This is a genomic window from Pedobacter psychrophilus, assembly GCF_001652725.1.
In the GTDB taxonomy this organism is placed as follows: Bacteria; Bacteroidota; Bacteroidia; order Sphingobacteriales; family Sphingobacteriaceae; genus Pseudopedobacter; species Pseudopedobacter psychrophilus.
The window spans coordinates 338,873-352,315 of sequence record NZ_LWHJ01000028.1; the positions used below are offsets into that span (position 1 = coordinate 338,873).

Annotated in this window: 13 protein-coding genes; 9 read left to right on the plus strand and 4 right to left on the minus strand. The window is 32.9% G+C overall.

From position 1 onward, the window contains the following. Positions 1 to 10: 10 nt before the first annotated feature. Both A5893_RS12085 and A5893_RS12090 read left to right on the plus strand, forming a co-directional pair. Positions 11 to 1,495 carry an SUMF1/EgtB/PvdO family nonheme iron enzyme gene (locus tag A5893_RS12085; protein ID WP_068822825.1) on the plus strand — a complete coding sequence of 495 codons (1,485 nt, stop codon included), beginning with the start codon at positions 11 to 13 and terminating at the stop codon, positions 1,493 to 1,495. 21 nt (positions 1,496 to 1,516) lie between these two features. Then, positions 1,517 to 2,023 carry a hypothetical protein gene (locus tag A5893_RS12090; RefSeq protein ID WP_157687551.1) on the plus strand — a complete coding sequence of 169 codons (507 nt, stop codon included), beginning with the start codon at positions 1,517 to 1,519 and terminating at the stop codon, positions 2,021 to 2,023. Between the two features lie 58 nt (positions 2,024 to 2,081). On the opposite strand, the gene A5893_RS12095 is transcribed toward A5893_RS12090, so the two are convergent. Continuing rightward, positions 2,082 to 2,831, minus strand: coding sequence for an SDR family NAD(P)-dependent oxidoreductase (locus A5893_RS12095; RefSeq protein ID WP_068822827.1), 750 nt, complete (start codon positions 2,829 to 2,831; stop codon positions 2,082 to 2,084). 57 nt (positions 2,832 to 2,888) lie between these two features. Continuing rightward, positions 2,889 to 3,908 (minus strand): dipeptide epimerase, encoded by a 1,020-nt coding sequence (locus tag A5893_RS12100; RefSeq protein WP_068822828.1) that lies wholly within the window; start codon positions 3,906 to 3,908, stop codon positions 2,889 to 2,891. An 87-nt stretch (positions 3,909 to 3,995) separates the two neighbouring features. Here A5893_RS12100 and A5893_RS12105 point away from each other — a divergent pair, with 87 nt between their 5' ends. From A5893_RS12105 to A5893_RS12135, 7 genes are all read left to right on the plus strand, one after another. Further along, entirely contained in the window at positions 3,996 to 4,844 is an 849-nt protein-coding gene (locus A5893_RS12105) for a bifunctional helix-turn-helix domain-containing protein/methylated-DNA--[protein]-cysteine S-methyltransferase (RefSeq protein ID WP_068822829.1), read from the plus strand. 54 nt (positions 4,845 to 4,898) lie between these two features. After that, positions 4,899 to 5,129, plus strand: a complete 231-nt coding sequence (locus A5893_RS12110) for an addiction module component CHP02574 family protein (RefSeq protein ID WP_068822830.1) — start codon at positions 4,899 to 4,901, stop codon at positions 5,127 to 5,129. A 10-nt stretch (positions 5,130 to 5,139) separates the two neighbouring features. Next, positions 5,140 to 5,364, plus strand: a complete 225-nt coding sequence (locus tag A5893_RS12115) for a hypothetical protein (RefSeq protein WP_068822831.1) — start codon at positions 5,140 to 5,142, stop codon at positions 5,362 to 5,364. Positions 5,365 to 5,440: 76 nt separating this feature from the next. Then, positions 5,441 to 6,043, plus strand: coding sequence for an alpha-ketoglutarate-dependent dioxygenase AlkB family protein (locus tag A5893_RS12120; RefSeq protein WP_068822832.1), 603 nt, complete (start codon positions 5,441 to 5,443; stop codon positions 6,041 to 6,043). 136 nt (positions 6,044 to 6,179) lie between these two features. Then, positions 6,180 to 7,319 (plus strand): hypothetical protein, encoded by a 1,140-nt coding sequence (locus A5893_RS12125; protein ID WP_068822833.1) that lies wholly within the window; start codon positions 6,180 to 6,182, stop codon positions 7,317 to 7,319. Positions 7,320 to 7,847: 528 nt separating this feature from the next. Beyond that, positions 7,848 to 10,277 (plus strand): PIG-L family deacetylase, encoded by a 2,430-nt coding sequence (locus tag A5893_RS12130; RefSeq protein ID WP_068822834.1) that lies wholly within the window; start codon positions 7,848 to 7,850, stop codon positions 10,275 to 10,277. Positions 10,278 to 10,337: 60 nt separating this feature from the next. Further along, positions 10,338 to 11,498 (plus strand): outer membrane protein assembly factor BamB family protein, encoded by a 1,161-nt coding sequence (locus A5893_RS12135; RefSeq protein ID WP_068822835.1) that lies wholly within the window; start codon positions 10,338 to 10,340, stop codon positions 11,496 to 11,498. 90 nt (positions 11,499 to 11,588) lie between these two features. Here A5893_RS12135 and A5893_RS12140 read toward each other — a convergent pair whose 3' ends face one another. Then, positions 11,589 to 12,623, minus strand: coding sequence for a hypothetical protein (locus A5893_RS12140; RefSeq protein ID WP_068822836.1), 1,035 nt, complete (start codon positions 12,621 to 12,623; stop codon positions 11,589 to 11,591). Beyond that, positions 12,620 to 13,333, minus strand: coding sequence for an SAM-dependent methyltransferase (locus A5893_RS12145; protein WP_068822837.1), 714 nt, complete (start codon positions 13,331 to 13,333; stop codon positions 12,620 to 12,622). Before A5893_RS12145 ends, A5893_RS12140 begins: the two co-directional genes overlap by 4 nt. Positions 13,334 to 13,443 lie beyond the last annotated feature (110 nt).

The window sequence follows — 13,443 nt, forward strand, 5'->3', positions numbered from 1 at the left end:
AAACTTAGAAATGAAAAAAATAACCCTAATTATTATCTGCGCCTTAACGGTGATTTCATCATCAAAAGCAAACAATCTAATTATAGGAACACCTACAATCAATGGCGCCAATATATCCTTTACTATACAATGGGAAAATAGTTGGAATGTAACTTCTGGTCCATCAAATTGGGATGCGGTTTGGATCTTTGTTAAAAGACAAACTTGTGATCAGTCAAATCAAAACCCCTGGGCACATGCCGATTTAAGTAGCGGTTCTGTTTCTGGATCAATACTTCAAGCGGATTTATCATCAGATAATAAAGGTGTTTTTGTTCGGAGAAGTGCTCCTGGAATGGGAAATATTACGCAGGAAACCGTTACGTTAACCTTGGGATCGGCTATTGGTGCGGATAATATTGGAGTTTACGGAATGGAGATGGTGAATGTTCCAGAAGGACAATTTTATGTTGGTGATGGCAGAACTGATTTGAACGGATTCACAGACGGTACATCTGATAATCCCCTACTTATTAATTCTACAAAACAATCAAGTGGACTTGGAGCAAGCTCAGTTTATCAAAAACAAAATTTAGGTAGTTCAGTAGCTTTGCCAAGCACATTTCCGTTAGGATACAATAGGTTTTATTGCATGAAATATGAAATTACAGCAGCGCAATATGTTGCTTTTTTAAATACTTTAACATACAATCAACAGTTAAAATTACAAGAAGATATTAACGCTACTCCGCCAACTTCACCAGTTGGCACCAGTATGAATTCTTACGCTGGGTATAGAATAGAAGTAAAAACCCCCGGAACATCAACTACCTCAATAACTCCTGCCGTTTATGGATGTGATGCTACAGATGATAATGTTTTTGACCAGTCAAATGATGGCTTAGGATTACCAGTATCTATAAGAGTTAAAGATTTTTTAACTTATTTAGATTGGGCAGCGATAAGACCAATGACAGAGTTTGAGTATGAAAAAGCCTGTAGAGGAACTTTAACGCCAGTTTTAAACGAGTTCTCTTGGGGTACTTCAGATCAAACCGGCGTTCAGCCATATTATAATTTAAACCGCTTAAGCCCGAATGAATCTTTACCATCAGCACCCTTTGGACCTCAAAATGTTGGGCAAAACTATGTTTGGCGAGTTGGCGCAACAGCAACCGCTGCTTCAGATAGGGTACATGCAGCCGCTACTTACTATGGTATTTTAGATATGACAGGTAATGTTTTTGAACGTTGCATTGGAGGATGGAATTGGGATTATTCAGGCTTTACAATTAATAACGGAGATGGAAATATTGATGCGAATGCTTTTGCAAATGTTATTGGTTGGCCTTCTTTTATTAATGTAGATATAAATACTATTGAATCTTATTTTCCCCGAAGAGGAGCATCTGCAAATAGATCTGAAGGAATGTCTGTTAGCAATAGACAATGGGCAAGTTTCGGTAACGGAGAAAAATCATTCTTAACTGGCGGCCGTGGTGTACGCTCATTTTAAGTATTTATAAAAATGATAAACGTGAAAAAAATACTGTTGGTATTGGTTTTATTGTTTGCCAGTATTACTTTCTATGGCCAAATAAGCTTACCAGCAATGCGAGGAGTTTTTTCTTCATCTGGAATTCCTAAAACAATGTTTACCGGAGGCCGAGGTAGTGGTTTTGATTCAAAAGAAACTATTCAATCTGTTTGCCCGGAATTAGTTGTTGTATCTATTTTTTATGGAGGAACCGGCTACGGAGATCAGCAGCAGATTTTAAGTCAAAGCACTTGCCCTGTTCTTGCAGTCGAATCTATTTTTTATGGAGGATCAGGATATGGAGATCAGCAGCAGGTTTTAAGTCAAAACATCTGCTCTGTTCTTGCAGTCGAATCTATTTTCTACGGTGGATCAGGCTATGGAGATCAACAACAAATCATAAAACAAACTAATTGTCCGGCACTTGCTGTAGAATCTATATTTTCTGGAGGATCAGGATATGGTGATCAGCAAAAAACAGTTATTCAAAATGTTTGTACGTATTAATTTTAATGAATGAATTTTCTAGAAATAGAGGAGCACTAATTCAAGTTTTTGATACAAATCAACTGTTCATTACAGATCCTGCGTTGATATCTATGGTTTGTCCGATGATTGATTGTTGTTTCAATAAGTAGGAAACCAGATCAGCAATTTCTTGAGGTTGGCTCATTTTTTTTAGAGGGACACTTTGCATTGCAATATCAAAAAACTCGGCTTTGCTAATCCCGATGCCATCGGCAATGCCCTGTAAACCTTCTTGTGCCATATCAGTATCTACCCAACCTGGCGCAATAGCATTTACCAAGATATTTTTAGATGCAAATTCCATTGCCCAAGAACGCATTAATCCCAGCAAACCAGCTTTAGAAGCGCAATAGGCAGTATAATTTACTACTCCTAATCTTGCTAAAACAGAAGAAGTGATTAAAATATGTTTAACTTCATTTTTGGACAAAACCAGGTTTGGTAAAAAAGCATTTACAAAATTATAAGTCCCGGTAAGATTGGTGCTTACTATTTCATCCCACCTGTCTTTTTCTCCCCAATTATTTTCTCCACCAATTCCCGCGTTTGCTACAATTCCGTCAATAGGAATACTTTGTGCCATTTTTGCTGCTGCCAAAACCGAATCTTTGTTTGTTATATCTGCAGCTAAAATCAAATGATTATCTCCTTTTAACCCAGATTTAACCTCTTCTAAATTAGCCCTATTTCTGCCTAATAGTATAATTTGATTCCCCTCACTGGCTAATTGATTTGCCATTGCTTTACCTATTCCACTCCCGGCACCACTAATTATATATGTTTTCATTTTTTATATTTATTGATTTACTAAAATGAGAATTCATTGAAATAATTTTTTATCACCTCAAATAAAATTAACTCCTAAGCCGGCTTGTTTGTTTAAAATATACTTTCCTTGTTTAAATTCTGGCGTTTTAAAAGGATTGTTTAATGTTAAAAAGGGGCCATCTAAATCTGCATAATCACATAACGGAGCCAACGCAACACCAGCCAAAGTTGCGATACTGGTTTCGCTCATGCAGCCAATTAAAATTTTCAGGTTATTTTCTCTTGCGGCTTTAATCATTTTAAAGGCTTCATGCATTCCGGCAGATTTCATTAATTTGATGTTGATGCCGTGGTAAATACCTTTTGCTTTTTGTACATCATCTAATCTTTGTATGGCTTCATCACCAATTATTGGGATTGGCGAATTTTCTGTAATCCAGGCGTTTCCATCAATATCTTCTTTCGGCATAGGTTGTTCTATTAATAAAACACCTTGTTCTTGTAGCCAAAAAGCCATCTCTAATCCTTGTTTTTTATCTGCCCAGCCTTGGTTTGCATCTACATATAAAGGCATATCCGTTACAGAGCGGATGGTTTCAATCAACAATTTATCAGATTCCCTTCCCAATTTTATTTTTAACAATTTAAAACCATCAGCAAGCGCATCATTTACTTTTTTTATGATAATTTCTGGTTCATCAATGCCCACGGTAAATGTAGTTAACGGCATTAAATCGGGCGAAGACCCAAATAATTCATAGCAAGGTTTTTCTAATAATTTGCCTGTTAGATCATGAAGTGCAATATCAACAGCGGCTTTAATTGCAGGTAAACCCGGTTCAATATCATCTAAATAAGCAATAACTTCATCTAAATCTAAAGGAAAAGAAAACCAATTTAAATCAATTTTTTTTAAAAATTTAATTGCCGTTTCTATGCTTTCTCCCATATATGGCACCATAGAAGCTTCTCCCAAACCAACTTTCCCTTCATGTTCAATTTCTAAAAGCATTAAAGGTGTGGAAGTTCTGGAGAATTTGGCAATTGTAAATGGGTATTTTAATTCTAATTGATAAGGTTTGTAGCTCAGTCGCATTTTTTTATTTGAAAATCAAATTTGCTAATAAATCGCAAGAAATGGGTTTTAAGTGTAATTATATTGGCATAATTTAGCCGTTATAAAATGGAATTAAATCAAAAAAGTTTAGATTATTATCGAATTGCAAAAGCAATTGAATTTATTAATCAAAATTTTAAAGCTCAGCCCAATTTAGATCAAATTGCAGATGCTGTAAATTTAAGTCCGTTTCATTTCCAAAAGCTGTTTACTAATTGGGCAGGCGTTAGTCCTAAGAAGTTTTTGCAGTTTATTAGTGTTAAATATGCAAAGGAAGTTTTGAGAGATAAATCAGCAAATCTTTTTGATGCGGCTTATCAAACGGGGCTTTCTGGTACTGGCCGGCTGCATGATTTATTTGTGAATATAGAAGGAATGACACCAGGAGAATTTCAAAATGGCGGCATCAATTTGAAAATAGCTTATCAATTTTATGAAACATTTTTTGGTAAAATCATCATCGCAAATACAATAAAGGGAATATGTTTTATGGCTTTCGCCGATGAATTGCATTTAGCTTTTGAAAATTTAAGAACGCATTTTGCAAATGCTGATTTAGTAAACGAACAAAATGAAACACAGATGCTAGCATTAGCAATTTTTTCTAAAGATTGGAGCGACATTAAACAAATTAAGCTTCATTTAAAAGGGACACCATTTCAGCTTAAAGTTTGGGAAACTTTGCTAAAAATCCCTACGGGTAATTTAACAAGTTACAGAGAGATCGCCAAAAAAATAGAAACCCCAAATGCTTCAAGAGCAGTAGGGAAAGCCATTGGCGCAAATCCAATTGCTTTTTTAATTCCTTGCCATAGGGTAATACAAACAACTGGAAATTTTGGAGGTTATAGATGGGGATTTACCAGAAAAGCGGCAATTATAGGATGGGAAGCTGCAACTAAAAATTTGATTTAAGATTTTTTAAAGTTAGATTTATAATAGAGTTTCATTTATAGAAAATCGTACAACATGAAATTACAGATAATTGAAGATATAAAAGGAGATAAAGAAGGTGTTTTTATTCCTATTGAAGACTGGGCTCGGATAAAAGCTAATTATCCTGATATCGAAAATTTAGATATTGAATTATCTAAATGGGAACAGGAATTAATTGACAATAGATTGAAGGCAATTGATGAAAATTCTGAAAGATTAATGGACGGGAAAGTTTTATTTGAAGAATTGAAAAGAAAAATTTGATGACTTATCATTGCTTTTTTTTGATGAAGTCCAAATTGATATTATTGGAGCAAAAAATTGGTATAAAAAGCAAAAAGAAGGCTTAGAGATTGAGTTTTCTGAAGAAATAGAAAAAGCAATTCTTTATCTATTAAAAACACCGAAATCTTATTCTATTCGTTATAAGAATATAAGAATTTCTCATCCAAAAAGATTTCCTTTTAATATTCATTTTTATATAGATGAAAAAGATTAAAACCGTTGTGATTATATCGATAGTACATAATAAAAAAAACCCTTTAATCACCTCAAAAAGAATTTCTTAAAGTAAAATGGATTTATTTAATCCTTTTGTAAATCATAATCTTTTGCCTAAAGATGGCGAAGTAATTTATTACGGACCAATTATTTCTATTCAACAAGCAAATAATTTTTTGCAGCAACTTTTAGATAATATCCAATGGAAAAATGATGAAGCTGTTATTTTTGGAAAGCATATCATTACCAAAAGAAAAGTAGCTTGGTATGCAGACGCTAATTTTTCTTATACCTATTCTAAAACCACAAAACAAGCTTTGCTTTGGACAAAATCGCTCTTAGAATTAAAGTCTTTAGTAGAAGAAAAAACTAAAACCACCTATAATTCATGCTTATTAAACCTATACCACAATGGTGATGAAGGAATGGGTTGGCATAGCGACGATGAAAAGGAACTAACAAAAAACGGAAGTATTGCATCTTTAAGTTTAGGTGCAGAGCGTAAATTCTTGTTAAAAAATAAAACGGATAAACAACTGATTTCTGTTTTTTTAGAGAACGGAAGTTTATTAGAAATGAAAGGAACCACCCAAACAAATTGGTTACATCGGTTACCGCCTACTAAAAAAGTGAACACACCAAGAATTAACTTAACATTTAGAAAGATAGGCGGTTGATCTTAATAATTAATTTTTAAGAATTCTATCGTTTTTAAATCTGAATTTCAGCTGTTTCTTTTATCTCAAATAAATTTCTTTGTTTGCAACCAATACAATTATAAATTCGTCTATTATATATCAAACAAAATCAATCATGAACGGCAACGGTTTTAAGGTGCTCTTAATATTATTAATCACCTCTATTTTGGTTTCTTGCAGTAGTGGTAAAAAAGCTTTGCAAAATGGCGATTACGACAAAGCAGTTTACACAGCTATCAATCGCTTAAAAAGTAATCCAAATAAATCAAAGGCAATATCAACATTATCTAATGGCTACAAATATGCTTTGGAAAGGCATTTGAGTCGAATAAACGATATTAAATTAACGGATGATATTTTTAAATGGGAACAAGTTATAAACGAATATCAAAACATTAATTATTTGGCAAACGCCATTGCAGATTGTCCTAGCTGTATGGAAGCGGTTCCAAATCCAGAAAAGTACATTGCAGAAACCAGCGACGCAAAATATTTTGCTGCTGAAGCAAGGTACAATAATGGTAAAAAGTTATTAGCAAAAAACAATCGCAGTGCGTCAAAAGATGCTTATTTTGATTTTGAGAAAGCAGAACAATTATATCCTGATTTCAAAGATGCCCAAAACATGATGGATAGCGCTTATTTTGCGGCTTTAATAAGAGTTGTAGTAGAACCCGTGTTGGTTAATTCTAGATTATATAAACTGAGTAACGAATATTTTCAAGATAAGATTTATGAGTTTATGAAAAATTATGAAACCAAAAGCTTTGTGAAATTTTTCACTCCAGATGAAGCTAGAGTTTCCAAATTTAAGTTCGATCAAGTTTTAAGCTTAAACTTTGATGATTTTATTGTTGGTCAAACCTATGTGAAAGAACGAATTGAGGATATTAAAAAAGACAGCATTAAAACTGGAGTAACCAGAGATTCTACTAAAAAACCTATTTATACAACGGCTACAGGAAAGTTGACAACTTTTGAAAAAACCATCACATCTAGCGGGCTTTTAGATTTTCAGATTAGAGATATGAATGGAAATGTCATTACTCATGAAAAAATGCCAGGAACTTTTGTTTGGAGAGATAGTTGGGGAACTTACCGTGGGGATGAAAGAGCTTTAACAGATAATGATAAACGTTTGTTAAATAGAAGAGAGACGTATCCTCCAGCTCCACAGGATTTATTTATAGAATTCACAAAACCGATTTTTGATCAATTAACCTATAAGGTGCGAAATTTTTATAGTAGGTATTAAACAATAGATTTTAGTTAACAATCTTCAACCTCGTCTGTGTCCTCATAGACCGAAACTAAAAATGTCTGTCAAGACACAGACCACGGAAAAATTGTTAATATAATCACGCAGAAAATAATGTCATACCTACGGCATTCAAAAAAATTATAATTTTTTCTACCGTAATGTCGTCCCACTGGGACTTTTCAACCTCGGTATGTGTCCTCACACCGAAACTAAAAAGGTCTGTGAAGACACAGACCACGGAAAAATTGTTAATATAATCACGCAGAAAATAATGTCATACCTACGGCATTCAAAAAAATTATAATTTTTCTACCATAATGTCGTCCCGCTGGGACTTTTGGTAGCTCCATCGGAGCGACATTATGGTAACCTCAGAGATGCGAAATTATGATAGCCCCATCGGGGCGGCATTATTACAAACTTTAAAAAGTGACATTTTACAAAACCATTCAGTAATTTTTTTATTCGTAAACCATCAACCAAAGAATACTTTACTAAATTGCTAGGATTAAATCACAGCAAATGAAATCCAGAATAATCTTATTTTTCTTTTTAATAAATACCACTTTCCTTTTCGCTCAAAATTCTCCTCAACTTAACTCGAGCGATATTTTACAAAACATAAAAAAATTAAATGTAACCGGAAGCGTATTATATATTGCCGCCCATCCTGATGATGAGAACACCAGATTGTTAGCTTATTTGGCTAAAGAAAAGAATTATAAAACTGGTTATTTAGCTTTAACGCGAGGTGATGGCGGTCAAAATTTGATAGGCAATGAACAATCTGAAGATTTAGGTCTAATCAGAACTCAAGAATTACTTGCCGCCCGCAGAAACGATGGCGCAGTCCAGTTTTTTACCAGAGCTAATGATTTTGGTTTTTCTAAAACGCCACAAGAAACCTTTAAAATTTGGAACAAAGATTCTATCCTTTCTGACGTGGTTTACATTATCCGTAAATTTAAACCCGATGTAATTATTACCCGTTTCCCTCCAGATTCAAGAGCAGGACACGGACATCATGCGGCTTCTTCAATTTTAGCACAAGAAGCTTTTGATGCAGCTGCAAATCCAAAAATGTTTCCAAACCAGTTAAAAGAAGTACAAGTTTGGCAGGCAAAAAGAATTCTTTGGAACAACTACAATTTTGGTGGAAACGATAATACTGCAGAAGACCAATTGAAAATTGATGTTGGTGTTTATAACCCCTTATTAGGAAAAAGTTATGGAGAAATCGCTGCAGAAAGTCGTTCTAATCATAAAAGCCAGGGATTTGGAAGTGCCAGACAGCGTGGTAGTTCCTTAGAATATTTTAGTGCCTGGAAAGGTGGCTTACCAAAAACCGATTTAATGGAAGGCGTAAAAACCGATTGGAGCAGAATTGATGGTGCGGGTAATATTGCCAAGCAAATTGAAAATATCCAAAACAGTTATGATGCTTCAAACCCCAAAAAAAGCGTTGCGGATTTACTTCAATTATATCAATCTATTACTAGCTTAAAAAACAATTCTTCTTTAGTAGAGGATAAGTTAAATGAAGTTAAAAATCTGATTTTAACTTGTAGCGGAACTTGGTTTGAAGCTTATGCAGAAAATCCACAAATTGCCGTTAACAATCCTTTTAAAGTAAAAATTGATGCAATCAGTCAGCTAGATAATATAGTAATTAACTCAAGTATAAATCAAGAAAAACTGACGCTAAGTTCAAATAAATTTCAAAGTATTAATGGAACTCAAACCGCCAAAGAAATTAGCCAACCTTATTGGTTAAAAAATGAGCATGAAGTAGGAATGTATGAAATCGGCAATCAAAATAATTTGATGTTTCCAGAAGGAAAACCTGCTACAACAATAGATTTTATAGTAACTATTAATGGAGTTGAGCTTAGCTTTACCCGCCCACTTGTTTATAAATATACCGACCAAGTACGTGGAGAAGTCTACCAGCCTTTAGCAATTACGCCTCCGGTTACTGCAAATTTAGATGCCAAAGCTTTTATTTTTAATAGCGACGGAAGTAAGGATATTCATGTCAAATTAAAAGCTTTTAAAAATGATGCAAAAGGAACATTAAGTTTAGAGTTACCAAAAGGGTGGATTGCTTATCCTGCAAAAGTTGATTTCAATTTAAAGAAATATGGTGAAGAACAAGATTTAGTTTTTAAAATATCGGCACAAGCCAAAGCCCAAAATGGCGATTTAATAGCTACAGTTTTAATTGATGGAGAAAAATTTACTAAAGGAATTAAAACCATCAGTTATGAGCACATCCCAACCATTACTTATTTTCAATCGGCGAAAGCCAAATTGGTAAAATTAGATTTAAAAACAACGGCTAAAAACATAGGATACATTGCTGGCGCTGGAGATTTAATGCCTGAAACTTTGAAAGAAATTGGACTAAACGTAACCATGCTTTCAGAAAATGAAATCATGAACGGCGACCTTTCTAAATACGATGCTATAATTGCTGGAATTAGAGCCTATAACGTGAATGATAGGCTAAAATTTGAGCAAGCAAAGCTGATGAAATATGTAGAAAACGGCGGAACCTATTTGGTACAATATAATGTAAACCGTCCGCTGGTTTTAGACCAAATTGGACCTTATCCATTTACTATTTCTAGAGATAGAGTGACCGAAGAAGATGCAAAAGTGAACTTTGTAAAACCAGAAAGTAAGGCTTTAAATTATCCTAATAAGATTACCGAAAATGATTTCAAAGATTGGATACAAGAAAGAGGAATTTATTTTACCACTGATGAAGATAACCATTATGAAAAGCCTTTGAGTATGAAAGATACTGGAGAAAAGGAATCTGATGGGTCTTTATTAATAGCAAATTATGGTAAAGGAAAATTTGTTTATACAGGTTTAGTTTTCTTTAGAGAATTGCCGGCTGGTGTTCCTGGGGCATATAAATTATTTATGAATTTAATTTCTAAATAAGATGGATAAAAAGAGAGTTTTAGCTTATGTATTAATTTTATTGGCTATCGCCGATTTTAGATGAAAAAAAGAAATATTTTTCTGATAGCTTTCTTTCTTCTTTTTAGTGGATTGATATTTTCATTGCTTTTTGCAAGATATCAATCAGATAAGGAAAGCGAGAATAAAGTCAGGCTAAAAGAGGTATTTGAAAAGGAAATAACAGCAGCACTTGATTTAAAATATGTTAGTTATAATCCGCTTTATGCTCATAGTAGTTACGTAAGAATCATAAAGGATACAATAATGGGCTTTAATAATGGTTTTAATGATTATAATGCTGGATTTTTCTTCCAAAGTTTAAAACCACTTAAAACTGCAACTCTCGTTCAAGTTACTTTTCAAGAACATGACCCCTATCCTTCTGATAATTACATAGGCTATTACAATAATGGATGCATGTATTTTGGTGCATATGGAGGGAGTCGTATGGAAAGGGTTTGTATAGATGGGACTACTAGAGATTATTTCTCAAAATATGAAAATACAATGTTTTATGCAAATAAAGTTCTCTTATATAAAGATAAAGCCGCTATTACGAGCATGAATGGTATCTATATTTTTGATATTAAAAAAGAAAAGCTTTTATGGAGTGAAAGGTATGGTAATGAATTATTTGATGGATTTAGTGTCCTTATTGACAATAAATTTTATTATGTCAGTATTAGAGGGACATTCGTTTGTATGAATTTAGACACATTAAAAAAAGAATGGGAAACCCCACTTAAAATAAAAATGGATTATCCCTATAGCGAGATTTATCAAGAATTGCAAAGCATATATCATTCAGATAATATTATTGCAATCTATGGGCTTGATAAATTGTTACTGATAAACTCAAAAACAGGAAAAATTATATGGAATTTTCCATGGAATATTAAACCGTCTGTTGATCAGCCAACTGTTAAAATAATTGATAAATTGATTTATTTCTCTAATAAAGGCGAATTGTACTGTATAGACTATACATCGAATAATTTAATATGGAAATTTAAAGATGCGATATTTAAAGGTATCTATAAAAATTTTGTTATCGCAATGAGTAAAAACTCGGATTTTTATTTAATAATAAATAAAGATACTGGTAAGTTGAAAACAAAAATAATAACTCCAAAAAATGGTTATCCGATAGTTTTGGTAGACAGCTATGTTATTATTGATAACAGAACAATTTATAAATAAATTGTTCTGTAAAATGTTACGTTTAAATATCAAAACATATTTAGTTTCTAATTTTACTATTTAGTTCTATTCTTTTCAAATTATATATTATTAAATGATTTTCTCATCCTTCTCTTTCATAAAAATAAAATTCTTTAAATAGTTATCGATAATATCTATTTCAATTCCATCATGCAGTAATCCAATAAATTTATCAGGACGAACAACGAATGTCTTTTTTTCTCCTTTTCTAATTTTTAGTGCATCAAAAACAGCTTCATTGTTTTCGCTAAAAGGCAAATAAAAAAGTTGAACCGGATAATGCAGTTTTACCCATTTTGCAATTGTAAAAAGGTTGGTTGGGATTAATGAACCAAATATAATAACCGAAAAATATTTGTAGCTACACCATGCATACAAATTAGATTGCTCTTTTTTTTTCTCATCAAAAAAGTTAAGATTTGGCAATAATTCGCCGGCTTGTAAATTTCTGTACTGACTTAAATGCAAAGAAATTTTGCTGTCTTGCAAATTAAAATCTTGAGTTTTAATGGTCATTTTATCCAACCATTTTAAGATAAAATTTCTTTTTTTATTAGAGTTGAGAGAAATATTTTGAACTTTAAATAACTCTGATTCTTGAGGATAACTATTTAAAATATCTACTTTTAAAGTTTGGTTAGCATAAATTCCAATTAATCTCCAGGCCAATATTAAAGCATTACGAAAAGATTCAATTTCTGTTTGGTTTTCAAAATTTGAGCTATCAAAAAAATATTGAGTTTCATGGGGATTTTTCTTTTCCTTTTGGATAAAGAAAAAAGATTGATCAGATTGCTTTTCAATCTTAGCCTCCCAGATTACGCTACATAAATTTTCTGCTAATAATTTTAAAGATTGATTGATGAAATTTTCAGTTTCAATGGTTTTATTTGCTGTTTCTTCTGCTGAAAATGAAAATCCAAAATTCTTTAAAAAAGATAAACAATAATCGTCTAAAACAAATTGAATCGATTCTATTCCTAAGTCAATTCTTTCATCAACAATTAAAACTTTTGCACCGTTAGTTGATAGTGCAACTGCCAAAGCTAATGTGCTTGGGCTAATACCTTGAATTAAAATCTCTGATGAAGAGGGAATGATCATTTTGTTTTTTGTAGCAGAAATATGGTTGGTTTTTTATGTAAATCTAATTTTTCTGCTTTCCATTCTGCAATGGTTTTTGTTTGTACAAATTCGTCTTCGGCAGTAAGATTACAGGCCACACAAAGTCTGGTTTGGTTACTACAACTTGCTACAATATCATTAAATAAAGGATTATTCCTGAAAGGAGTTTCTATAAAAATTTGGGTTTGCTTAAAACGCTCAGAAAAACTTTCTAATTCTTTAATCCTTTTAATCCTGTCGGTTTTATCAATAGGAATATAACCATGAAAAGCAAAAGCTTGTCCGTTAAAACCGGAAGCCATTAAAGCTAAAAGAATAGAACTTGGCCCAACCAATGGAACAACTTTTATTCCTCTTCTGTGAGCTTCGGTAACAATATCGGCTCCGGGGTCTGCAACTCCTGGGCAACCCGCTTCGCTCATTAAACCCACGTTCTCACCTTTCTCTAAGCCTTCAAAATAAGGTTTTAGGCTAAAGCCACGTTCATGTTTTCCATAATCATGTATAATTAATTCGCTTTGTGGAGTTTGTAAACCAGCGTTTTTTAAACAACGTCGAGCTGTTTTCTCATTCTCAACAATATATTCTTTGATTTGGTTAATTGTTTCACTCAAAAATGGAGTTAAAGATTTTGCTTCTGCGCCGTCTGCCATCACAACGGGAATAAGATATAAAGTGCCTTTTGCCATCTTACAAATTAAACCATTTCATTTTTAAAAACTCTATTAGTTGATTGGTAAATGTAATAGACTTGATAAGTAGTCAATTTGTTATAATGTTTGAGGGTTTAAGAGGGATT

Excerpts from the sequence above, each read along its gene's own strand:
- A5893_RS12120 (WP_068822832.1), top strand. The coding sequence starts at position 5,441 with ATGGATTTATTTAATCCTTTTGTAAATCATAATCTTTTGCCTAAAGAT.
- A5893_RS12110 (WP_068822830.1), top strand. The coding sequence starts at position 4,899 with ATGAAATTACAGATAATTGAAGATATAAAAGGAGATAAAGAAGGTGTT.
- A5893_RS12130 (WP_068822834.1), top strand. The coding sequence starts at position 7,848 with ATGAAATCCAGAATAATCTTATTTTTCTTTTTAATAAATACCACTTTC.
- A5893_RS12095 (WP_068822827.1), bottom strand. The coding sequence starts at position 2,831 with ATGAAAACATATATAATTAGTGGTGCCGGGAGTGGAATAGGTAAAGCA.
- A5893_RS12140 (WP_068822836.1), bottom strand. The coding sequence starts at position 12,623 with ATGATCATTCCCTCTTCATCAGAGATTTTAATTCAAGGTATTAGCCCA.
- A5893_RS12145 (WP_068822837.1), bottom strand. The coding sequence starts at position 13,333 with ATGGCAAAAGGCACTTTATATCTTATTCCCGTTGTGATGGCAGACGGC.
- A5893_RS12135 (WP_068822835.1), top strand. The coding sequence starts at position 10,338 with ATGAAAAAAAGAAATATTTTTCTGATAGCTTTCTTTCTTCTTTTTAGT.
- A5893_RS12085 (WP_068822825.1), top strand. The coding sequence starts at position 11 with ATGAAAAAAATAACCCTAATTATTATCTGCGCCTTAACGGTGATTTCA.
- A5893_RS12125 (WP_068822833.1), top strand. The coding sequence starts at position 6,180 with ATGAACGGCAACGGTTTTAAGGTGCTCTTAATATTATTAATCACCTCT.
- A5893_RS12100 (WP_068822828.1), bottom strand. The coding sequence starts at position 3,908 with ATGCGACTGAGCTACAAACCTTATCAATTAGAATTAAAATACCCATTT.
- A5893_RS12105 (WP_068822829.1), top strand. The coding sequence starts at position 3,996 with ATGGAATTAAATCAAAAAAGTTTAGATTATTATCGAATTGCAAAAGCA.